The 23083-nt window shown below is 74.0% G+C and carries 16 protein-coding genes; 2 read left to right on the forward strand and 14 right to left on the reverse strand.

All coding sequences use genetic code 11. The features are described from left to right. The 4 genes from FGW31_RS21105 to FGW31_RS21120 form a co-directional block, all read right to left on the reverse strand. The gene (locus FGW31_RS21105) at positions 1-1674 is read right to left on the reverse strand and encodes a glycosyltransferase family 2 protein (RefSeq protein ID WP_142195030.1); all 1674 of its coding nucleotides are present in this window, start codon (positions 1672-1674) and stop codon (positions 1-3) included. Continuing rightward, a complete protein-coding gene (locus FGW31_RS21110; protein ID WP_142195031.1) occupies positions 1671-3866 on the reverse strand; it encodes a CDP-glycerol glycerophosphotransferase family protein in 2196 nt (731 codons plus the stop codon). Before FGW31_RS21110 ends, FGW31_RS21105 begins: the two co-directional genes overlap by 4 nt. A gap of 135 nt (positions 3867-4001) precedes the next feature. Continuing rightward, on the reverse strand, positions 4002-4850 hold the full coding sequence (locus FGW31_RS21115; RefSeq protein ID WP_142195032.1) for an ABC transporter ATP-binding protein: 849 nt from the start codon (positions 4848-4850) through the stop codon (positions 4002-4004). Then, a complete protein-coding gene (locus FGW31_RS21120; protein ID WP_142195033.1) occupies positions 4843-5766 on the reverse strand; it encodes an ABC transporter permease in 924 nt (307 codons plus the stop codon). Before FGW31_RS21120 ends, FGW31_RS21115 begins: the two co-directional genes overlap by 8 nt. 146 nt (positions 5767-5912) lie before the next feature. On the opposite strand from FGW31_RS21120, the gene FGW31_RS21125 reads away from it, so the two are divergent. Continuing rightward, positions 5913-6539 carry a TetR/AcrR family transcriptional regulator gene (locus tag FGW31_RS21125; RefSeq protein ID WP_142195034.1) on the forward strand — a complete coding sequence of 209 codons (627 nt, stop codon included), beginning with the start codon at positions 5913-5915 and terminating at the stop codon, positions 6537-6539. 97 nt (positions 6540-6636) lie between these two features. Here FGW31_RS21125 and FGW31_RS21130 read toward each other — a convergent pair whose 3' ends face one another. Both FGW31_RS21130 and FGW31_RS21135 read right to left on the reverse strand, forming a co-directional pair. After that, positions 6637-8238, reverse strand: coding sequence for a glycosyltransferase family 2 protein (locus FGW31_RS21130; RefSeq protein ID WP_233452541.1), 1602 nt, complete (start codon positions 8236-8238; stop codon positions 6637-6639). Between the two features lie 102 nt (positions 8239-8340). Continuing rightward, positions 8341-8847: a MarR family winged helix-turn-helix transcriptional regulator gene (locus FGW31_RS21135; protein ID WP_142195036.1), complete on the reverse strand. Its 507-nt coding sequence runs from the start codon at positions 8845-8847 to the stop codon at positions 8341-8343. A gap of 129 nt (positions 8848-8976) precedes the next feature. On the opposite strand from FGW31_RS21135, the gene FGW31_RS21140 reads away from it, so the two are divergent. Further along, positions 8977-9390: an organic hydroperoxide resistance protein gene (locus tag FGW31_RS21140; RefSeq protein WP_142195037.1), complete on the forward strand. Its 414-nt coding sequence runs from the start codon at positions 8977-8979 to the stop codon at positions 9388-9390. Between the two features lie 63 nt (positions 9391-9453). Here the strand turns inward: FGW31_RS21140 and FGW31_RS21145 are convergent, their stop codons facing one another. The 8 genes from FGW31_RS21145 to FGW31_RS21180 form a co-directional block, all read right to left on the reverse strand. After that, entirely contained in the window at positions 9454-10986 is a 1533-nt protein-coding gene (locus tag FGW31_RS21145) for a hypothetical protein (protein WP_142195038.1), read from the reverse strand. A gap of 113 nt (positions 10987-11099) precedes the next feature. Continuing rightward, positions 11100-12365 (reverse strand): hypothetical protein, encoded by a 1266-nt coding sequence (locus FGW31_RS21150; protein ID WP_142195039.1) that lies wholly within the window; start codon positions 12363-12365, stop codon positions 11100-11102. Further along, entirely contained in the window at positions 12362-14563 is a 2202-nt protein-coding gene (locus FGW31_RS21155) for a bifunctional glycosyltransferase/CDP-glycerol:glycerophosphate glycerophosphotransferase (RefSeq protein WP_142195040.1), read from the reverse strand. Before FGW31_RS21155 ends, FGW31_RS21150 begins: the two co-directional genes overlap by 4 nt. A 6-nt stretch (positions 14564-14569) precedes the next feature. Then, the gene (locus FGW31_RS21160) at positions 14570-16777 is read right to left on the reverse strand and encodes a bifunctional glycosyltransferase/CDP-glycerol:glycerophosphate glycerophosphotransferase (RefSeq protein ID WP_142195041.1); all 2208 of its coding nucleotides are present in this window, start codon (positions 16775-16777) and stop codon (positions 14570-14572) included. Positions 16778-16929: 152 nt separating this feature from the next. After that, a complete protein-coding gene (locus tag FGW31_RS21165; protein WP_142195042.1) occupies positions 16930-19176 on the reverse strand; it encodes a bifunctional glycosyltransferase/CDP-glycerol:glycerophosphate glycerophosphotransferase in 2247 nt (748 codons plus the stop codon). Between the two features lie 147 nt (positions 19177-19323). Continuing rightward, complete coding sequence (locus FGW31_RS21170) at positions 19324-20238, reverse strand: carbohydrate ABC transporter permease (protein ID WP_142195043.1); 915 nt, start codon at positions 20236-20238, stop codon at positions 19324-19326. Further along, the gene (locus tag FGW31_RS21175; RefSeq protein ID WP_142195044.1) at positions 20235-21554 is read right to left on the reverse strand and encodes a carbohydrate ABC transporter permease; all 1320 of its coding nucleotides are present in this window, start codon (positions 21552-21554) and stop codon (positions 20235-20237) included. The genes FGW31_RS21170 and FGW31_RS21175 overlap by 4 nt, the downstream gene beginning before the upstream one ends. A 36-nt stretch (positions 21555-21590) precedes the next feature. After that, positions 21591-23006, reverse strand: a complete 1416-nt coding sequence (locus FGW31_RS21180; protein WP_142195045.1) for an ABC transporter substrate-binding protein — start codon at positions 23004-23006, stop codon at positions 21591-21593. Positions 23007-23083: the final 77 nt, after the last annotated feature.

Raw genomic sequence — 23083 nt, forward strand, 5'->3', positions numbered from 1 at the left:
TCACCGCAGCGCGCTCGCCACCAGGCGGGCCGCCCTGCGCACCCGCGGCCGGGCCAGCCGGCGCACCACCGGGCGCACCACGGCGCCGGTGGCGCCCACCGGTTCCCAGCGCAGCTGGAGCCGGCCCGGGATGTGGCCCTCCGGCTCGACGGTGAGCCGGTGCGGACAGGTTCCCGAGCGGTAGGGGATGCGGGCGGTCAGCGGCGGGAAGTCGAGCGGCGCCAGCAGGACCCCCTGGTTGACCCGGCCCCCGCAGGTGAGGCGGACCACCGGATGGCGCACCCCCGCGAAGCCGTGCAGCGGCAGCCGGGCCGCCGCCGCGTCGAGGCGGACCGTGCCTTCGAAGACGCCCGGGGAGACGGGGGAGAGCCGGAAGGGGACGGTGAGCCGGCGCCGGCCGGGCGAGACGATAAGGCTCGCGCGCTGCGGGCCGACCGGGAGGCGCAGGGCCGGGTCGTAGGTGCGCACGGTCAGGTCGAGGCAGGCACCGGGGCCGCGGCCGATCGTGGTGATCTCGTGGCGGAACCGGGCGGCGAAGAACGGGACGGTGTCCAGGTCCAGTTCGGACAGGTCCAGCTCTCGGCGGGCGTCGGCGGACTCGGGCACGCGCCCGCCCCAGTAGACGCGGCCGTCCGCGTCCGTGGCGACCTGCCGCGGGGCGACGGCGTGCCCGAGTCCCCGGGCGGCCAGCCGCGCCTCGGCCGGCCGCCGGTCGCGGACGAGCTGGAGCACGACCCGTTCGGTGCGCGGCAGCCGGGCGTACGCGCCGGGCGACAGGGTCGCCAGGTACGGGTTGACCAGGTCCGCGAAGGTGTCCAGCCACTCGTCGTCCCGGTAGGGCAGGTCGCCCGCGTACATCCGGAAGTCGTGCTTGAGGAACTTGTGGTCCTTGTCCTCGCGCAGCGCCGCGTGCCCGCTCTCCACCAGGAAGGCGTCGATCAGGCGCTGGACGTGGATCCGGTCGCGGACGTTGGTCAGCAGATGCCGCTGGTTGGAGATGGACGCCGCGCCGGAGGACGCGTACGGGGCGACGTACCAGAGGTACACCGGCTCCGGTACGACGGTGAACCGCTTGGCCAGGCAGTACGCCTGCGCCGAGAACAGCTGGTCCTCGTAGTGGATGCCCTCGGGGAAGCGCAGGTCGTAGCGGTCGAGGAAGGCACGGGCGTACATCTTGCTGGTCGACAGGTGCTCGAAGAACAGCCGGGGGTCGTCCTCGATGCCGTCCAGGGTGCGGCGCTCGCGCACCAGGTGCGGCATCCAGGTGGAGCGCCGGCCGGTGTCGACCCGGATCCGCCGCACCGCGCCCATCGCGAAGTCGATCTCGCGTTCGCGGTGCGCGGCCAGCAGCAGTTCCACCGCGTCGGCGGGCAGTTCGTCGTCGCTGTCGAGGAACATCAGGTACGGCGCCCGCGCGATCTCCAGGGCGCGGTTGCGCGGCGCGCTGCACCCGCCGCTGTTCTCCGGCAGCCGCAGGTAGCGGATCCGCGGGTCGCGGGCGGCCAGGTGCCGCGCCACCCGGGGCGTGTCGTCCGTGGAGTGGTCGTCGCTGATGACGATCTCCAGGTTCCGGTGGGTCTGGCGGCGGACGGACTCGACGGCGCGGGGCAGCCGTCCGGCGTCGTTGTAGACGATCACGGTGACGGTGACGTCGGGGGTGGCGGCGGTGGTCATGACGGGCACGCCTCCTCGGGGCTCGGCGCCGGGGTGCGCTGCTCGACCGGCAGTACGGGGGGCAGCGACGCCTCGTCCTGGCCGAGGAAGACCCTGCGGACGACGCGTTCGGCGGCGCGGCCGTCGTCGTACTCGCAGAACCGGCGCCGGAAGGCGGCCCGCGCCTTCGCCGCGCGGTCGTCGCGCCAGGCGTCGGTGGTGAGGATCTCGGTGAGCTCCTCCTGGGTGCGGGCCACCGGGCCGGGCGCCTCGGCCATCAGGTCGAAGTAGACGCCGCGCGTGATGCGGTACGTCTCCCAGTCGTCGGCGTGGATGATCAGCGGCCGGTCGAGGTTCGCGTAGTCGAACATGATCGACGAGTAGTCGGTGACCAGGGCGTCCGCGGCCAGGCACAGCTCCTCGACCGGGTCGTAGGAGGAGACGTCCAGGACGCGGCCGGAGCGGCGCAGGCCGGCCGGCGGGCCGCCGCCGTCGTAGAAGTAGTGGCCGCGCACCAGCAGGACGGTGTCCTCGCCGAGCCGGTCGGCGAGCGCGGCCAGGTCCAGGCGCGGCGTCCAGCCGGCCTCGTAGTCGCGGTGCGTGGGCGCGTACAGCACGGCGCGCCGGCCGGGCGGGATGCCGAGGCGTGCGCGGATCGCGCGGACGTCCTCGGCGCCGGCCGTGTAGTAGACGTCGTTGCGCGGATAGCCGTGGTCGAGCGAGACGTAGCGGGACGGGTAGGCCCGCTGCCACATGCGGGTGGTGTGGCTGTTGGCGGAGATGCTGTAGTCCCACTTGTCGACGCGGTCCAGCAGCGCGGCGAAGTCCAGCCCCTGGGCGGCGGCCGGGTGTGCCAGCTGGTCCAGGCCCATGCGCTTGAGCGGGGTGCCGTGGTGGGTCTGGAGGTGGACTGCGTCGGGCCGTTTGACCACCGCGTTCGGGAAGTTGACGTTGTTGACCAGGTATTTCGCGGTGGCGATCACCTCCGCGTAGCGGCGGGTGCCGGGGACGACGTGGTCGGTGCCGGGCGGCAGCAGGGCCACGTTCTCGGCGGTCACCACCCACACCGGGTGGATGTCCGGGGCGAGTTCGGCGAGCTTCGCGGCGATCGCGGCCGGGTTGCAGGCGACACCGCGGTTCCAGTAGGCGGCGAACACCGCCAGCTGCGGGTCGACCGGGCGGTGCAGGGCCAGGCGGTACTGCTGGTCGCGGACCCGGGCGGCGAGCCGGTGCCGGCCGGTGCGCACCGTGGAACGCACGGCGCGGCGGGCGTGGTTGGCGTGCTGGAAGGCGCGGTACCTGGTGTAGGCGCCCTCTTCGAGGAGGGCGCGGCGGACGCCTTCGGGGCCGGCCGGACGCCGGTAGCCGTCGGGGCGGCGGCGCAGGGCGGCGGTCGAGGCGCGGTGGAAGAACTCCCGGGCCACGGCGTCGGGCATGCCGCCGCGGGCGAAGGTGCGCAGGCAGTCGCGGACCATGATCTCGTAGAGCACGGTGTGGACGGCGGGCCGTTCGCGGGCCAGGTCGAGGAGGCTCTCGTAGCGGTCGATCAGGGCGTACCGCTGTTCGGCGGTGACCGGCGGGAGGGCCGCGGACCGCAGCCGCCGGTCCTCCAGGGCGACGTGCGGCAGGCAGGCGACGCGGTCGGCGAGCAGCAGGGCGGCGAGCGCCGCGTGCGCCTCGTCGTCGGAGCCGAGCCGGGCGCGGTGGGCCCGCCAGAAGGCGGCGCGCAGGACGCGCGTGCCGAGCAGCGGGGTCAGGCGCAGCAGACGGGCGCTGTCGTCGAGCGCGAGGTCGGCCCGGCCCGCGCGGGCGAGCAGCGGGCCGTCCGGCGAGGGCAGGCCCGCGCTGCGCCAGGTGCTGCGGACGTGGTCGACGAGCAGGACGTCGACCGGGTCCGGCAGCGCGGCGAGACGTTCGGCGACCGTGTGCGGGCCGGCGGCCGGCAGGCCGTCCTTGGCGTGGACGAAGTGCAGCCAGCGGCCGGCGGCCCGCTCCGCGCCGGCCGCCCGGGCCGCCGCGTCGCCGGTGCCGTCGGGCAGGGGAACCACCTGGACGTAGGGGGAGTGGCGCTCCGCGGTGCGGCGGGCCCAGTCGCCGACGGCGGCGACGACGATCTCGACGTCCGGCAGCGGCCGGGCGGCCATGGAGTCGAGGAGACCGGTCAGATGGTCCTGGGTGTTCGGCCCGTGGACGATGACGCTGAGCTCGGGCATCGCGGGGCTCCCTCACCTTCTCGTCGCCGCTTCGGGTGAAACCTCTTCGGTCATATTGGCACCAATACGACGAAGCGGCCGCGGGGACGCGCGGGCGTGGGCCTCGCGGAGGAACGGAACCCCCGCATCCTTCGCTCAGGCGTGCGCCTTCGGTTTCGGGGCCGGTTTGGCGGGCTTGGCGGCCTTGGCGGCCTTGTCCGTGCCGCCGGTGAACTTCTCGTACTCCTGGAGCACCTCTTCGGTCGGCCCGTCCATGCGCAGTTCGCCGCGCTCCAGCCACAGCACGCGGTCGCAGGTGTCGCGGATGGACTTGTTGTTGTGGCTGACCAGGAAGACCGTGCCGGCCCGCTTGCGCAGCTCCCGGATGCGGGCCTCGGAGCGCTTCTGGAAGGAGCGGTCGCCGGTGGCCAGCGCCTCGTCGACGAGCAGGACGTCGTGGTCCTTGGCGGCGGCGATGGAGAAGCGCAGCCGGGCGGCCATGCCGGAGGAGTAGGTGCGCATCGGCAGGGTGATGAAGTCGCCCTTGTCGTTGATGCCGGAGAAGTCGACGATCTCCTGGTAGCGGGACTTGATCTCCTCGCGGGACATGCCCATGGCCAGGCCGCCGAGGTGGACGTTGCGCTCGCCGGTCAGGTCGCGCATCAGCGCGGCGTTGACGCCGAGCAGGGAGGGCTGGCCGTCGGTGTAGATGCGGCCGTTCTCCACGGGGAGCAGGCCGGCGACGGCCTTGAGCAGGGTCGACTTGCCGGAGCCGTTGGTGCCGATCAGCCCGATCGCCTCGCCCCGGTACGCCACGAACGACACGTTGCGCACGGCGTGCACCCGGCGCACGCCGGAGGCCTTCTCGGTCTGCTTGCGGCGCAGCATGCGGTTGAGGGCGGCGGTGGCGGAGCCGCGTCCGGCGCCGGTGCCGTTGACCCGGTAGACGATGTCGACGCCGTCGGCGATGACGGTGGGGATCTTCTCGTCGGTGTGCTCAGCCACGGCCGTCCCTCTCCTCAGCCTTCCAGAAGTAGCCGAAGCCGGCCGCGCCGGCCAGCAGGGCCCAGCCGAGGGCGCCCGCCCACACGTGCGGGGGCAGGTAGGAGGAGCCGTAGCCGTCGATCATCGCGAAGCGGACCAGGTCCATGTAGCCCGCGGCCGGGTTCCACTGCAGGACGTCCGCCAGCCAGGGCGGCACGTCCTTGTCGGCCAGCATCGCCGGGATGCTGAACATCACGCCGGAGGCGTACATCCAGGTGCGCAGCACGAACGGCATCAGCTGCGCCAGGTCCGGCGTCTTGGCGCCCATCCGCGCGAAAATCAGCGCCAGCCCGGTGTTGAAGACGACCTGCAGCAGCAGTGCCGGCACCACCAGCAGCCACGACAGCGCGGGGAAGCTGCCGAACGCCATCACGACGACGACCAGCACCAGCATCGAGAAGAGCAGCTGCTGGCGCTGCTGGAGCGCGAAGGAGACCGGCAGCGAGGCCCGCGGGAAGTGCAGCGCCCGCACCAGGCCGAGGTTGCCCGAGATGGCGCGCACGCCGGCCAGCACCGAGCTCTGCGTGAAGGTGAACACGAACACGCCGGTGACCAGGAACGGCACGTAGACGTCGTGCGGGATGCCGCGGCGGGCGCCGAGCAGCAGGCCGAAGATGAAGAAGTACACGGCCGCGTTGAGCAGCGGTGTCGCCACCTGCCACAGCTGGCCGAGCTTGGCCTGGCTGTACTGGGCGGTCAGCTTCGCCTGCGAGAAGGCGAGGATGAAGTGCCGCCGTCCCCAGAGCTGACGGACGTACTCCGTCAGGGACGGCCGGGCGCCGCTGACGGTGAGGCCGTGGCGGGCGGCGAGGGCGGCGAGATCGTCCTCGCCGGGTGCGGTCGGCGCGGGGGGCGGTGTGTGGAGGACCTGACTCACATCCGCTGCTTTCGCTAGGAGAAGGGGGGTGGCAACGGTTCTTCACGTCGGAACGGGACCGTATCGTCGCAACGGGAGCGTAGGCCGAACGAGCGTCGGAACGCAACCGTTTCGTCGTCACGGTGGCGGCTGCCTATGCTGTCCGCATGACGACGAACGCCGACGAGCCCCAGCAGCGTCCGCGCCGCCGGGCCCCCGCCGGGGCCGCCGTGCTGCGGGCGGACGTGACGGAGGCGATCCGGGCGGCCGTCTTCGAGGAGCTCGCCGCCGTCGGCTACGCGCGGATGTCCATCGAGGGCATCGCGCGCCGCGCGGGCGTCGGCAAGACCGCGGTGTACCGGCGCTGGCGCTCCAAGCTGCACCTGGTCCTCGACCTGGTGTCCGCGATCGCCGTCCAGGGCCTGCCCGCACCCGACACCGGCTCGCTGGAGGGCGATCTCCGCCTGCTGTACGAGGTCACCGCCCGCGCCCTGCGCCACCCCGTCGCCTCGCAGATCCTCCCCGACCTCCAGGCCGAGGCGGCCCGCAACCCCGAGATCGCCGAGGCCGTGCAGAAGGCGCTGCGCGAGGGCCAGGACGGTGTCGCCAAGGGCATCGTCGCGGCCGCGGAGTCCCGCGGCGAACTGCGCCCCGGCGCCGATCACGCCCTGGCGCTGGACCTGATCTCGGGCCCCCTGTACTGGCGCTCGGTCGTCATCCGCAACCCGAAGCTCCCCAAGGGATACCTGGAGGCGCTGACCCGGGCCACGACGGAGGCGCTGAAGGCGCTGTGAGGCCCGCGGCCCGCCCTGCCGGTCCCGCCCGCCGCCCGAGGACAAGCGCCGGAACGCCGCCGTGCGATCGCCGCCTCGTGGCCGTGTGCCCGCGCTCTCAGCGGGACAGGCGCCGGAGCCTGTCGCGCAGCACCCGCACGACTCCGCGCACACCCGGCGCCACCCGCAGGGCCAGCGAGCCGGAGTGCGTGGCGTACGGGTGCACCAGGACCAGGCCGTGCCGGGGGCTCGGGAGGGCGCGGCGGCGCAGCAGGCCCGGCCCGGTGAGCGCGTGGGCGGTGACGTGACGGCCCGAGCCGTCCCGGAAGCGCAGCCGCAGCCACAGGTCCCAGGCGCCGCCGCCGAGCGCGGCCAGTCGGTCCGCCCGCACCGTCGTCTCCGCGGCCCAGGTGCCGTCGCCCGACGCCCGCAGCGGCACCGTGCAGCGGACGGCCGTCCCGTCCCGGTCCCGGTGACGCCACTCCACCTCCGCCGTCTCCGGCCCGGCCTGCGCGACCCGGCCGTACAGCTCGTGCAGGCGCAGCCGCAGGCGCAGACCGCGTCCGCGCGGCCGCAGTTCCGCGTCCACGGCGAGCGGCAGGAACGGCACCGGACGGGCCGGCAGCGCCTCCAGGCCGACCTCGGGCAGGTCGTCCGACCAGCACGGGGTGCCGTCCGCCGTGCGGGCGTACGGCGGGCACAGCCGGGCCGGGCGGGCCGCCAGCTCCCGCAGGCGCGGCAGGTCGCGCGGTTCGGGCGAGGCCAGCACCACCCGCCCGATCAGCCGGCCCGGCGCGAGGGGGTCGCGGGTCCAGTCGGCGGCGTCGTACCCGGCGAGGAACTCCCGGGTGTGCGTCCACCACAGGCGCCGGTACTCCTCGTCGCGCAGGGGCAGTTCGCGGACGTACATGCGCAGCTCGCGGTCGAGGAACTTGGCCCGGGCCCGGCGCGCCAGTCGCTTCTGGCCGGCGCCCAGCAGGACGTCGTACGCGGTGCGGCAGGCGTGGGTGCGGGCCCGCCAGTTGTCGATGCCCGCGCGGTCCAGTGAGATCGACAGCCGCCGTGCGGACCGGCGGACGTGCCAGACGTACACCCGGTCCGGGACCAGGGCGACGCGCGGCGCGGCGGCCCACACGCGCGCGGTGAAGACGACGTCCTCGTAGGGGAAGCAGCCGTCGGGGAAGCGGATGCCGTGCGCGCGCAGGAACGCCGTGGCGTAGAGCTTGTTCACGCAGAGGGTGTCGTGCAGCAGGCGTGGTCGGTGCGCCGGGCGGGCGAGCACGGCGGGCGCGGCGTACAGGCCCGGCTCCCACGGCACCTCGCGCCCCGACGGCAGTTCGCGGCGCACGCACAGCCCGGCCGCGACCTCCGCGTCCGCCCCGGTCGCGGCCGTGAGCAGGGCGTCCACCGCGCCGGGCGGCAGCACGTCGTCGCTGTCCAGGAACATCACGTACGGCGAGGTCACCGCGGCGAGACCGGTGTTGCGCGGGGTGCCGCAGCCGCCGCTGTTGACGGGGCGGCGGATCACCCGCAGCCGCGGCTCGTCCTGCGCCAGCCGGTCCAGCAGGCCGGCGCTGCCGTCCGTCGAGCAGTCGTCGACGGCGATCACCTCGCCCACGGCCGGCCCCTGGCCGAGCGCCGAGCGCACGGCGTCGGTGACATGGGCGGCGTCGTCGTGGCCGATGACGACGACGGCCACGTGGGGGCGGTGGGGGAGCATGGCGTCCTCGGGAGGCGGAATCGGGGTTTTCATCCCCTTTGCCCGTTCGGAGGCGTTCCGTACCCGCTGCTCCGTGACCGCCGCGCATTCGGGGGTCGGCCGTCAGGCGCCCTCGTCCGCCGCCTTGTCCAGGGCCGCGGTGAGGCGGTGCAGGCGGCCGCTGAGGTCGCGGATCTCGTCGATCTCGAAACCGGTCGCGGCGACGATCCGGCGCGGCACCGCCAGCGCCCGCTGCCGCAGCGCGATGCCCTCCTCGGTCGGCCGCACCTCCACCGACCGCTCGTCGCGCACGCTGCGCTCCCGGCGCACCAGGCCGGCCGTCTCCAGCCGCTTGAGCAGCGGCGACAGCGTGCCGGAGTCCAGCCGCAGGTGCTCGCCGAGCTTCTTCACGGGCAGGGCGCCGTGCTCCCACAGCACCAGCATCACCAGGTACTGCGGATAGGTGATCCCGAGGTCCTTGAGGACGACCCGGTAGACGCCGTTGAAGGCGCGGGAGGCGGCGTTGAGGGTGAAGCAGATCTGCTGGTCGAGGCGGAGCCAGTCGTCCGCGGCCTCCGGCGGTGCGGCGGGCGCGGGGCTCGCGGTGGGCGGGGTCGGCGTCGCTGTCATGCCTCCAGGGTAGCTCTTGAAGGCTATCCAGTTGTGGGCAATTGAATTGTGTGCTCTACTTATGGCTGCACGACGCCGGGACCACCACCGGTCCCGGCCGAGCCATGAATCGAGAGGGAAGGTCTTCCCATGGACGCGCTCTACACCGCTGTCGCCACCGCCACCCACGGCCGCGAGGGCCGCGCCGTCACCTCCGACGGCAAGCTGGACCTCGGCCTGAGCGCCCCGGTGGAGCTGGGCGGCAACGGCCAGGGCACCAACCCCGAGCAGCTGTTCGCCGCCGGTTACGCCGCCTGCTTCGGCAGCGCCCTCGGCGTGGTCGGCCGGGCGGCCAAGGTCGACGTCAGCGACGCCGCGGTGACCGCCGAGGTCGTCCTCGGCAAGCAGGGCGAGGGCTTCGCGCTCGCCGTGACGCTCCGCGTCGAACTGCCCGACGGACTGGACGAGGCGACCGGCCGCAAGCTGGTCGAGCAGGCCCACCAGGTCTGCCCCTACTCCAACGCCACCCGCGGCAACATCCCCGTCGACCTCGTCATCGAGTAACCCCGGGCGGCACCCCGCCGCTCGACACCGGGCCCGCCCCTCTCCCGGGCGGCCGCCCGCGGCTCACCCCCCGACCCGCGCCAGCACCTCCCCGGTGCGCCGGCTCCACGCCACCACCACCGCCTCCTCGGGCACCCGCTGCCGTGGCGTCAGCAGCAGCCAGCGCGCCCCGTACCGGCGGACGATCACGGAGCGCTCGGCGCGGGTCGACGCGGGGTCGAGATACGCCCGTACGTCCGCCGCCCGCCGCAGCCGCTCCCGCTCGTCCAGCGAGGCGTCCGGCCAGGCCGGCGCCGCGAGGTTCGGGCCGTACCCGGCGATCGCGTGGACGGCGTGGTAGCCGTCGGTGATCACCACCTCGCCCCGGCCGATGTACCGCGCCGCCCACCCGTACTCCGGCCAGTCGGGCGGCCGGTCGAAGCCCACCGGGTCCAGCGACCGCGGCACCACCGCTCCCGCGTGCACGGTCAGGAACCCCGCGCAGACACCCGCCGCGGCGGCCCCGCCCAGCAGCCGCCGCCACACCGGCCAGGGCCGCGGCGCGGCCAGCTCCACCGCGAGCGCCGACTGCAGCGGCACCAGCGTCAGCCCGAGGCTCCGGCCGTAGGTGTAGTGGCCGCTGACCCAGCCGTACGCCACCAGCAGGCAGTCCAGCGCGAACATCAGCACCAGCGGATCCCGCCACGAGGTGCGCCGCGCCCGCAGCCACAGCGCCGGAAGCCCGAGCAGCGCCAGCCCGAACCGTTCCGGCAGATCCAGGTACAGCCGCCGGTGCATCGCGTCCACACTGCCGTCCCCGGCCAGCGCGAACACGTCGAAGTACGGCCAGCACGCGCCGCACAGCAGCGCCACCGCCCCCGTCAGCGCCCACCGCCCGGCCACCGCCGGCCGCCAGTGCCGCTGCCACCCGGCGACCAGCGCCACCGCGCCCACCGCCGCCGCCACCGCCGTGATCGGATGCACCAGCAGGATCAGCCCGTACAGCACGCCCAGCGCCGCGTACCCGGCCGGCCCGCGCGCTCCCGCGTCCCGGAGCCGCGTTCCCGTCAGCGCCCAGGCCCAGAAGGTCAGCCCGATCGCGAACGCCGACGGATAGGCCAGGTTGCCGGTCAGCGCCATCAGGTTGGTGTAGCCGCTCCACCAGGCCCGCTCCACGCCCCACAGCAGCATCATCGCGACGAGCGCCAGGACCGGAGCCCACGGGCGCGGGGACAGCACGCGGACGAACCGGCCGGCCCCGGTGAGCAGCACCAGCAGGTTCAGCGGCCCGGCGAGCTTCAGCACCTCCCAGCCCGCCAGCCCGGTCAGCCGGGCGAACACGCCCTGCGCCACCGCGAACGGCGAGTAGTAGGGGCTGCCCGCGCCCGGCAGGTCCGCCATCGGGTGCCGGGGCCGCAGCAGATCGTCCTTGAGGCGTTCGACCACCGCCGCGTGCTGCCCGGCGTCGCAGCACAGCGGCACCCTCCAGTACGCCAGCGACATCACCAGCCAGAACAGGAAGCCGAAGACCTGGTACGGCGTCGGACGCCAGGAGCCGCCGCCACGCAGCGCCGTGGCACCGCGCACGGGCCGCCGGACGAGAACACCGGCGCTCATCGGGTGAGGAGAAATGAAAGCTTCTGAGGCATTTGCCGTATGTTCCCGGCGGCCTCGACGGCTTGACCTCCCGTCACCTCATCGAGTGATCACGACCACCCTCGGCCGCGTGCTCAGCTCGGCACGCCCACCGCAGTCGCCTGCACCGGCACCACGACCCGCCGCGCCACCGGCTCCAGCAGCAGCGGCACGCCCAGCACCGGCAGCAGCCAGGCCAGCGTGATCAGGCGGTCGCCCCAGATGTTGATGTCCGGGTGCCCGGCCTGGTTGAGGATCCCCGTGCAGGCGGCGGCGACCAGGAACGCGCCGAACGCCGGCCGCCGCCGCGCTCCCAGCGCCCCGGCCGCCAGCGCCGCCACGAACAGCGGCTCCCATAGCTGCCGCCGCAGCCACTCCATCCAGAAGTTCCCCTGGAGCTGGAGGAACTCCTCCCACGGACGCTCCCGGTCGGGCCGCGCGAAGTGATCGGTGAGCAGGTCCTGCACGCTCTCCGACACCGACGGATGGCGCAGCAGCCCGGCCAGCAGCACCGTCCCCAGCAGGCCCGCGCAGCCCGCCGCGGCGAGCGCCGCCACCCCCGGCTCCGGCGGCACTGCCCGCCACCGCCGCCGCACGGCGAGCACCGCGCCCGCCGCCGCCAGGCACAGCCCGAGGAACAGGGCCTGCGAGTGCTTGACGGTGAACAGCGCCGCCAGCGCGACCGCCACCACCGCCACGCCCGCCCGGGTCCGCCGCTCCTCCAGTACCAGCGCACACCCCCACAGCGCGGCCAGCGTGAGGGCGAGCAGCAGGCCCTCGGTCATCGGGCGCATCGCGGTCGTCCCGCACGGCAGGACCAGGAACAGCGCCTGCCCGGTCAGCGCGAGCGGCACCGGCACCGACAGCGCGCGCAGCACCAGGAAGGCGAGCACCCCGCCCGCGCACGCGACCACCACGCTCGCCGCCCACACGCCCCAGGTCACCCCGAACAGCGTCACGAACGGCACCAGGAACACCGGATAGCCGGGCCGCGCCTCGAAGATCCGCATGAACCGCTCCGGCATGAACGGCACGGTGCGGCCGCCGCTCTGCCCGGCCGCCAGCCGTGCCTCCACCTGCCGCCACTCCTGCTCCCGGCACTCCGCCAGGACCCGCGGCGCGGGGTCCGGGGCGTGGAAGCGCACCACGTCCACGTTCTGCGCGCGGTGCGCGATCGACGCCCGGCCCGCGCAGACCCAGTCGATGGTGGCGGCCGCCGCCTCCCGCTTGTCCGCACCGCTCAGAGTGAGCGCGTACGACACGTAGTTCTTGCTGTCGGGAGTGGCGCGGCCGGTGACGTTCGCGAGTTGCAGCGCCGCGAACACCGCGGTCAGCAGCAGCACCCAGGTGCGCGGTCTCACGACGGGATCAGCAGGTCGGGGCTCGTCGCCTGGGACGGCAGCCGGGCCGCCCCGGACGGCGCCTCGCCCAGCATCAGCGTGCGCACCACCCGCTCGGCGGCCCGGCCGTCGTCGAACTCGCAGTACCGGGCCCGGAAGGCGGAGCGCAGCCGCGCCGACTCCTCGTCCCGCCACGTCCCGGAGTCGAACAGCCAGGCCAGTTCCCGGTAGGAACGCGACACGTGGCCCGGCGCCTCGGCCGTGATGTCGACGTACGCGCCCCGGCTCGCCCGGAAGGCGTCCCAGTCGTCGGCGTGGATCACGATCGGCCGGTCCAGGTTGGCGTAGTCGAACATGATCGACGAGTAGTCGGTGACCAGGACGTCGGCGGCGAGCAGCACGTCCTGCAGCGGCTCGTCCGTCGCGTCGACCACCACGCCCCGCCGGTGCAGCTCCGCCAGGCCCAGCCCGCGCGCCGGTCCGTCGGCGAGCGAGGGGTGCAGCCGGACCACGAGGGTGTGGCCGTCGCCGAGGTCGGCGGCGAACCGGGCCGGGTCGATCCGCTCCACCAGTCCGCCCCGGCGGTAGTCGCGGCGGGTCGGCGCGTACAGCACCACCGTGTCGCCGTCCGGGACGCCGAGCCGCTCCCTGGCCGCACGGACGTCGTCCGGGCCCGCGCCGACCAGGACGTCGTTGCGGGGGCTGCCGGTGCGCAGCGAGGTGAAGTGGCACGGGAAGGCCCGCTCCCACACCAGCTCGGAGTGCCGGTTGGCGACCAGGCTGTAGTCCCAGCGGTCGGCCCGGCGCAGCATCCGCGGCACGTCGACGCCGAGCCGGGCGCCGGGCCTGCCCAGCAGATCGGCGCCCATGTACTTCAGCGGGGTGCCCTGATGGGTGTGGACGTGCACGCTGCCGGGCCGTTTGACCAGCGCTCCCGGCCAGTTGACGTTGTTGACGAAGTACGTGGCCCGCTCGGTCACCCGGCGGTAGTCCGGCGAGTCCAGGAGTACGTACTCGGTGTCCGGCGGCAGGCCGGCGGCCTGCTCCTCACCGGCCAGCACCCACACGTTCCTCAGGTGCGGGGCGAGTTCGCGCGCCGCGCGGTGGATCGCCGCCGGGTCGCCGAGCACACCCCGGTGCGAGAACGCCGAGTACACCGCGAGGTCCGCATCCAGCGGCCGGTGCAGGTTCAGCGCGGACCGGCCCCGGGCCACCCGGGCCGCCGCCGCGCCCCGCGCCTGCCGGGCCCGCCGCCCCAGCTCCCGGCCCGCCCGCCCGGCCTGCCGCCGCGCGAGGTAACCGGCGTAGCCGCCCTCGAGGACCCGCAGCCCGGCGGGGACGCGCACGCCCTCCGGCCGGTGCGCGCGGAACATCTCGGCCGTGCGGCGGAAGAACTCGCCCTTGTCGGACGGCGGCAGGCGGTCCGGCTTGGAGAGGATGTCGAGGCAGTGCTCGCCCATCTTGGCGTGCAGGAAGGGCCGCCAGTGGGCCAGCGCCGGGCGGGCGTCGACGAACCGGAACACCCGCGCGTACTGCTCGTGCACGTCGAAGTGCTTGCGGCTGGTGGTGGACAGGATGCTGCCCTGGCGGCGCTGCCGGTAGTACAGGCAGATCCGGTCCAGGGTGGCGATGCGCTCCGCGCTGAGCATCACCGGGAAGGTCCACGGCGTGTCCTCGTAGTAGCCCGGCGGGAAGGTGAAGCCCTCCCGCTCGACGAAGTCGCGGCGGTACACCTTGTTCCACACCACCATCAGCAGGTCGAGGATCTCCGGCCGTTCGGCGGCCGTGAAGACGTCCTCGGTGGCCAGCACGTGGGCCAGCACGTTGCGGCGGGTGCCGCCCCACCAATGGGTGCGGGCGTAGTCGAAGACCAGCACGTCCGGATCGCCGGTCTCCTCCAGGCGGTCGGCCAGTGCGCGCAGCGCTCCCGGGGTAAGGGTGTCGTCGCTGTCGAGGAAGAACAGGTAGTCGCCCGTGGCGTGCGCCAGACCCGCGTTGCGGGCCCGGCCGAGGCCCACGTTCTCCGGCAGGTGCAGCACCCGGACGCGGTCGTCGCGGGCCGCGTACGCGTCGAGGATCTCTCCGCAGCCGTCGGGCGAGCGGTCGTCGACGGCGATCACCTCGATGTCGCGGTAGGACTGGCCGAGCACCGAGTCCAGGCACGCGTGCAGATAGCCCTGCACCTTGAAGACGGGGACGATGATGCTGAAGCGGGGCACTGCTGGTCAGCTCCTCACCAGGGTGGTGGCGGCCGCGGGGGCGGGGACGCGCTCCGCGAGCGGGATCACGGGCGGCAGGGCCTCGGGCGGTTCGCCGAGCAGCACCCGGCGCACCACACGCTCCGCGGCCCGGCCGTCGTCGAAGGCGCAGAACCGCTCCCGGAAGCGGGCGCGCAGCGCGGCCGACTCCGGGCCCGCACAGGAGCCGTCGCGGAACACGCGGGCCAGTTCGTCGGGCGTGCGGGTCACCGGTCCGGGCGGCTCGGCCATCAGGTCGAAGCAGACGCCCCGGGTCTCCCGGTAGACGTCCCAGTCGGCGGCGTGGATCACGATCGGCCGGTCCAGGTTGGCGTAGTCGAACATGATGGACGAGTAGTCGGTGATCAGCGCGTCGGCGGCCAGGCACACGTCCTCCGAGGAGCGGTGCGCGGTGACGTCGATGACCCGGCCGCCGGTGCGCGGGCCGCCCCGGTCGTAGAAGTAGTGGGCGCGCAGCAGGACCACGACGTCCTCGCCGGCCGCCGCGCAGAACGCCTCCAGGTCGAGGCCCGGGTCGAAGCCGGTGTGGTGGTCGCGGTGGGTGGGCGCGTACAGCACGGCGGTGCTGCCCTCGGGCACGCCGAGCTCCGCACGGATCCGGGCGACGTCGTCGGCGGTGGCCGTGCAGTACACGTCGTTGCGCGGATAGCCGTACTCCAGCTGCTCGTAGGAGCCGGGGAAGGCGCGCTCCCACACGCGGGTGGAGTGCGGGTTGGAGGACAGGTTGTAGTCCCAGCGGTCGACCCGGCCGAGCAGCTTGGTGAAGCTGCCCGTCGCGGCGGCCACCACCGGGTACGTCGACTGGTCGATGCCCATGGTCTTCAGCGGTGTGCCGTGCTGCGTCTGGAGGTGGACGCTGCCGGGCCGCTTGACCACGCCCTCCGCGAAGTTGGCGTTGTTGATCAGGTACGTGGCGCGGGCCAGGACCTCCCAGGCGCGGTGGCTGCCGATGACCGCGTACTCGACGCCGTCCGGCACGGTGTGCTCCTGCCCGGCCTCCACCAGGAACACCGAGCGGATGTGCGGGGCGAGTTCGCGGGCCTTGGCGTGGATCGCGGCCGGGTTGCAGGCGTAGCCGCGCCCCCAGTACGCGCAGTACACCGCGAGGTTCGGATCCAGCGGGCGGCGCAGCTGCATCCGGTAGCGCAGCCGGGTGCGCAGGCCCCGCGGCCGGGGCAGCGCCGCCACCGTCCGGGCTCCCGCGCGGTTGGCGCCGCGCAGGGCGCGGAAGGCCGGGTAGGAGCCGGCCGCCAGCAGCCGGTGCTGCACGCCGAGGCTGCCGCCCGGGGTGCGGTGCCCGTCCGGGCGGTGGCGGCGGTACAGGACGCTCGCCCGGCGGAAGAAGGCGCGCCGGCCGCCCGACGGCAGCCGCCGCGGGTGCGCGGCCGTCTTCAGTACGGCGGCGAAGAGCTGGTCGAACAGCGGCCCCGACCGTTCGGCGGGCAGCCCCTGTTCGGCGGCCAGGCCGAGCACCAGCTCGACCTGGTCCAGCAGTTCGGCGTGGTGCTCGCCGGGCAGGTTCAGCCGGCTGCCCTGCCGGCGCACCTGGTGCCGTACGACGACCGACCGCAGCACCGCCGTCCGTTCCGCGCCCAGCAGCGCCTGCCCGCCCCAGCCGACGTCCGTGAAGTGGCCCGCCGGGAAGGCGAGATGGTGTTCGGCGACGAAGGCGCGCCGCCAGGCCGCGCTCCACGCCGGGAGGCTCACGCCGGTCAGGTGCGGGGCGCGCTCGGGGGCGAAGACGCCGTCCGGGGCTCGGGCCAGCAGCGGCGCGGCCGGGTTGCCGGGCTCGCCCTCCCACCAGGGCACCCGCTCGTGTTCACAGTGCAGCACGTCCACCGGCCCGGTCTCCGCGAGCCGTGCGTCCAGCGCCGCCAGCGCCCCCGGCACCAGCACGTCGTCGCCGTCGAGGAACAGCAGGTACGTCCCGGTCGCCGCCCGCATCCCCGCGTTGCGCGCCCCCGCCAGCCCGGCCGACGGCGGCGCGTGCACCGGCGCCACCCGGGAATCCCGCTCGGAGTGCCGGTCGGCGACGTCCGCCGCCGCCGACCCCGGCGCGTCACAGACCGGGATCAGCTCGAAGTCGCCGAAGGACTGGGCGAGGACCGAGTCCAGCGCCTGGCCCAGCCGACCTGCGACCCCATGGGACGGGACGATGATGCTGAAGCGGGGCATACTGCTCTTTCCGTAGAGGATGTCGTGGCGCCCGCCGTCTCAGCGGGCGGGGCGCCGGCCGGGCCGCCCCGTCGGTCGCCGGGTCGACGGCCGGGTCGGGGTCGGCCGCGACGAGCCGCGGGGCATGGGAACTCCCGTCAGGACAACGGCGCTCACGGCCGGTCGGTGACGGTCACCAGGGCGCCGGGCTGCCGGCCCGGCACCGCCGCGAGCGCCCGCGCGGCGGCTCCACCGGCCTCCGGCAGCTCCGGAACGAGCCCGTCCGGGCCGAGGGGCGGCAGTGCGGCGTCCTCGCCGAGCACGACCCGGCGGACGACCCGCTCCGCGGCCCGGCCGTCGTCGTACGGGCAGAAGCGGGCCCGGAAGCGGGCCCGCAGCGCGGCGGAGCGGGTGCCGCACCACGCGCCGTCGGTGAACAGGCCGATCAGCTCGTCCTCGCTGTGCGCGACCGCGCCCGGCGGGAAGGCGCACGGATCGAAGGAGAGGCACCGGGCCGCCTCGCAGGCCTGCCGGTCGTCGGTGTGCAGCACGATCGGACGGTCCAGGGCCGCGCAGTCGAACACCAGCGGGGAGCAGTCGGTGACCAGCGCGTCCGAGGCCAGGCACAGCGCGGTGGTGTCCGGATGGCCGGTGACGTCCACGACCCGGTCGGAGGCCGCCTCCAGCGGCCCGCCGTGCGACGGCCGGGCGAGCGCCAGCACCACGAACCGGGAACCGAGGCGGCGCGCCACCCGCTCCGGGTCGAGCAGGCGGTGGCCGCGGTGGACCGGCGCGTACAGCACGGCCACCGAGCCCTCCGGGACGCCCAGCGACGCCCGCAGCGCGGCGACCTCCGCGCCGGTCGCCGTGCGGAACCGGTCGGTGCGCGGCCGGCCGTACTCCAGAGTGGTGTACCGGCCGGGGTGCGCCCGCTCCCAGGCCAGCGTGGAGTGCCGGTCGGCGGAGACGACGTAGTCCCACCGGTCGGCGCCGTCGCGGAGCGGCGCGGCACCGGTGTCCCGGGAGGGGTGGCCCGGCAGGCCCGGGCCGGTGTGCCCGAGCGGAGTGCCGGACTGCGTCCGGACGACGACCTGCCCCTTCCGCTTGACCAGCCCGGGCTCGACGTCGGTGTCGGTCACCAGGTACGCGGACCGGGCGAGCGCGCTCCAGTGGGCGGCGGTGCCGGGGGTGAGGCGGCGGGTGCCGGGCGGGACGGTGTGGTGGTGCTCGGGACGGGCCACCCAGGCGGTGCGCATCCACGGGACCGTCGCGCGCAGCGCGGACTCCAGCGCGCCCGGGTCGCCGCCGTGGCCGCGGTGCCCGTGCGCGGTGAAGACGGCGCGGTCGGTGCGCAGCGGCAGCAGCCGCTGGAGGCGGTAGTGCGCCCGCAGGGCGGCGCGGCGCAGGGCGCGCAGCAGGCCCCGGGCGAGCCGGGCCGTCGCGCGGTGCGCGGCCGCCGCCAGCCGCAGGGCCCGGTAGGTGCGGTGCAGCCCGAGGCGGACCAGCGTGTGATGGACCCGGACCCGCACGGGGACGGGCGTGCCGGGCGCGCGGTGACGCCGGCAGTGGGCGCGGGCCCGGCGCAGGAACGCGGCCCGCGCGTCGTGCGGCAGCCGCTCCGGCCGCCCGTACACGGTGACCAGGTGGTCGAGCATGCGGCGGAACAGCACGGGCCGCCAGCGGGCCAGTTCGGGCCGCTCGTCGAGGAACGCGAAGACCCGGTCGTACTGGTCGAAGACCTCGAAGTGCCGGATGCTGGTGGTGCGCAGGATGCCGCCGGTCCGCCGCTGCCGGTAGTGCACGCACACCCGGTCCAGGGTGGCGATCGACCCGGCCGTCATCAGCACCGGGTACGTCCACGGGGTGTCCTCGTAGTAGCCGGGCGGGAAGGTGAGGCCCGTCGCGCGGACGAACTCCCGCCGGTAGGCCTTGTTCCAGGCGACCATCAGCAGGTTCAGCAGCCCGGGCCGGTCGGCCAGCCGGAAGGGTGCCGGGCCGCGCTCGGCGAGTTCGGCGGCGGCCCGGTTGCGCACGGTCTCGCCCGAGCCGTAGGTGCGCGCGTAGTCGTACACCAGCACGTCCGGCTCGTCCGTCTCCTTCAGCCGGTCGGCGAGGGCGAGGAGCGCGTCCGGGGTGAGGGTGTCGTCGCCGTCCAGGAACACCAGGTAGTCGCCGGTCGCCCGGTCCATCCCGGCGTTGCGGGCGGGCCCCAGCCCGGCGTTCTCCGGCAGGTGCACGGCCCGCACCCGCGGGTCGCGGGCCGCGAACGCGTCGATCACCGCGCCGCAGTCGTCCGGCGAGCAGTCGTCCACCGCGATCAGTTCCAGATCGGGATACGACTGGGACAGCACCGATTCCAGGCACTCGTGGAGATACGCCTGAACCTGGTACGCGGGGACAATGACACTGAACCTGGGCAAGGGGAATCCAACGGTCGGTGCGGGCGTTCTGCCCGGCAACGGCCGCTGGGCCGACTTGGTTACGCCCGCTGCGGCATCCGGGGGAACCTCGTCACCCGAAGGGGCGGACCTGTACCGGTCCGCCCCTCAACACGGCTTGAGCACCGTCTACTTCACCGCACCCGCCATCACGCCGGAGACGAACTGCCGCTGGAACGCGAAGAACACCACCAGCGGGACCACCATCGAGATGAACGCGCCGGGCGCCAGCACGTCGACGTTGTTGCCGAACTGCCGTACCTGCGTCTGCAGGGCGACCGTGATCGGCTGGCTGCCGGAGTCGGTGAAGATCAGCGCGACCAGCATGTCGTTCCACACCCACAGGAACTGGAAGATGCCGAGCGCGGCGATCGCCGGCCCGGCCAGCGGCATCACCACCCGCACGAACAGCCGCAGTTCGCCCGCTCCGTCCAGCCGGGCCGCCTCCAGCAGCTCCCTCGGGATCTCCGCGAAGAAGTTCCGCAGCAGGAACACCGCGAACGGCAGCCCGAACCCGACGTGGAAGAGGACCACGCCGGTCACCGAGCCGAAGATGCCCAGGGCGCCGAAGAGTTCGGCGATCGGGATCAGCGCCACCTGCACCGGCACCACCAGCAGTCCGACCACGGCCAGGAACCACCAGTCCCGGCCGGGGAACTCCATCCAGGCGAAGGCGTATCCGGCCAGTGAGCCGATCACCACGACCAGCACGGTCGCCGGGACGGTGATGTACGCCGTGTTCAGCAGCGAGCCGGTGATGTCCTCATTCTCCAGCAGCGTCTCGTAGGCGCCGAAGGTGAGCTGCGACGGCTCGGTGAACACCTGCCACCAGCCGTCGGCGGCCATGTCCCGCGGCGAGCGCAGACTGGCCAGCAGCAGACCGACCGTCGGGACCAGCCAGAACAGGCCGACGACGATCAGGAAGACGCGCACCGCGCCGCCGCTCACCCAGCCGCCGAGCCGCGCGCCGAGCGACTGCTGCGCCGTGACGGCGGCGGGCGCGGAGCCGCCCGCCGTGCCGACCCTGCCGGTGTCCGCGCTCATCGCCGCACCTCCCGCCTCAGCCGCCTGATGTTGAACCACATCACCGGGATCACCAGCAGCAGCAGGAACACCGCGATCGCGCTGGCGACGCCCGGCTGGTCCTCGGAGAAGCCCTTGCGGTACAGCTCCAGCGCGAGGACGTTGGCGTCGTCCTGGGTCGAGCCCGGCGCGATGATGAAGACCAGGTCGAACACCTTCAGCACATTGATCATCAGCGTGACGGTGACGACCGCGAGGACGGGCGCCAGCAGCGGCACCGTGACCCTCCGGAACACCTGCCACTCGTTCGCGCCGTCCACCCGGGCGGCCTCCAGCAGCTCCCGCGGCATGCCCGCGAGCCCGGCCGCGATCAGCACCATCGCGAAGCCCGCCCACATCCAGATGTACGAGCCGATGATCGCGGGCGTGACCAGGGACGGGCCGAGCCAGTCGAGCCCGTTGTACGGCTCCCTGAAGTTGCTCGCCGGAAGCCGAAGGTGAGCGCCGTCCGCCGCGGCCGACAGGGAGAAGGTGCCGTCGGGCGCGGCGGTGGCCGTCTCCACCACCTCGCCGTCCTTGACGGCCTCGATCGTCATGCCCGCGTAGCCGAGTTCGGAGGCGTCGACGGCGTTCAGCGCGCCGACGCCCTTGCCGCGGGTGAAGTCCTGCCAGGCGGTGCCGGTGATCCGGTCGCCCTGCGGCCTCGCCGCCGCGGCCGGCCGGGCGTCGTCCGGCATCACGTCCGGGGCGACGCCGACGAGCGGCAGCGCGACCGTGTCGCCGACGCCCACCGTCGCCCTGGTGACGAACGCGCCGCCGCCGGCCGGCTCCAGCGGCGACTCGCGGCCCGGGTGCGCCTTCGGGAACGCCGAGGACTGCGCGAAGGTGTCGTGCACGCCCACCCACACGGCGTTGGCCACGCCCTTGTCCGGGTCCTGGTCGTAGACGAGGCGGAAGATGATGCCGGCCGCCAGCATGGAGATCGCCATCGGCATGAAGACGACCAGCTTGAACGCCGTTCCCCAGCGCACCCGTTCGGTCAGCACGGCGAAGACCAGGCCGAGCGCGGTGGCGACGGTCGGCGCGAAGACCACCCAGACGACGTTGTTCCTCAGGGCGGTGCGGATGCCGTCGTCGGTGAACAGGGCCCGGTAGTTGTCGAATCCGGCGAAGCCGTCACCGGACTGGTCGTAGAAGCTGCGGACGACGGAGTACCCGATCGGGTAGACCACGAGCGCACCGAGCAGGACGAGCGCGGGCAGCAGGAACAGCGCCGCCACGGTCCTGCGGGTGCCGGTGACGCTCCTGCGCGACGTGGGAGGGGCGGGGGCCGGCATGGGTGGCCCCGCCGCCGTGTCCGGTGCCACGCCGGATCAGTTCCCGTACGCCGCGGCCGCGTCGGCCTCCAGCCTCGCCTGCGTCCCCGCGATGTCCCGCGGGTTCTTCAGGAAGTCCTGCAGCGCCTTCCACTCGCCCTTGCCGGGCGTGCCGCCGAAGGCCTGCGGGGCCTGGTCGGACATGTCGAAGCGGAAGTCGTCACCGGCGTCGATCAGCGCCTTCGCCATCTTGCGCTGCACGTCGTTGGGGTACGCCGAGGCCGGCACGTTCCTGTTCGGCGAGAGGTAGCCGCCCAGGCCGGCGTGGATGCGCGCCGCGTCCGGCGAGGCCAGGAACGTCACCAGCGCCTGCGCCGCCTCGGAGTCCTCCAGGATCACCGCCGCGTCGCCGCCGGACACCACGGGCGGGGCGTCACCGACCGCCGGGAACGGGAACACCTTGGCGTCCATGCCCACCTCCGCCTCGGTCTCGCCGATGTTGACCTGCACGAAGTCGCCCTCGTAGACCATGCCGGCCTTGGGCTGGTCGCCGCCGGTGAAGGTCTGCGTCACGGACGCCGGGAAGTCGGTCTGCAGCGCGCCGGACGCGCCGCCCGCGACGTAGTCCTTCCTGCCCCAGATCTCGGCGAGCGTGGCCAGCGCCTCCGTGACGGACGGATCCGTCCACTTGATCTCGTGCCTGGCCAGCTGGTCGTACTTCTCCGGGCCGGCCTGGGACAGGTAGACGTTCTCGAACCAGTCGGTCAGCGTCCAGCCCTCGGCACCGCCGACCGAGAACGGGGTGACGCCGGAGTCGTACACGGTCTGCGCGGCGGTGAGCAGTTCGTCCCACGTCTTCGGCTCGCTCGCGCCGGCGTTCTCGAAGACCTGGGCGTTGTACCAGATCAGCGACTTGTTGGCGGCCTTGTAGTAGACGCCGTACTGCTTGCCGTCGACCGTGCCGATGTCCTGCCAGCCCGGCGAGTAGTTCTCGGCGAGCTCGGCCCGCGCCTTCGCGCCGAGCGGCTTGGCCCAGTTCTTCTCCACGGCCTGCCTGACGGCGCCCGGCTGCGGCAGCATCGCCACGTCCGGCGGGGCGCCGCCCGCGATCTTCGAGCCGAGGAAGTTGATGATCGGGTCCTGGGCGGGGACGAAGGTCACCTTCGCGCCGGTGCGCTTCTCGAACTCCGCGAGGACCTTCTTGAAGTTGGCCTGTTCCGCACCGGTCCACACGGCGGCCACCTCGAGGCTCGCGCCGTCCAGCTCGGGCAGGGTGACGGTGTTTTCCGTGCCGCCGGTCCCGCCGCCCTTGTCGTCGTCGCCGTCGTCGCCGCCCCCGCACGCGGTGAGCGAGAGGGCGAGCGCTCCCGCGGCGAGCGCCGCGGCAGCCCGTACGGCCGGGCGGGAGCGGGGAGTTGTCACGTGGTTGTCGGGCGACCTGCGTTTCCGGATGATCCTGCCAGTCCTGCGCATCACTGCCCCGTTCTTCGCACCTCGTCGAACGTTGAGCACTGTCCCGTGCGCTCTGGTGTACGCCCGGGCGATGGGGG

Source organism: Streptomyces calvus (genome assembly GCF_006782915.1).
GTDB classification, from domain to species: domain Bacteria; phylum Actinomycetota; class Actinomycetes; order Streptomycetales; family Streptomycetaceae; genus Streptomyces; species Streptomyces calvus.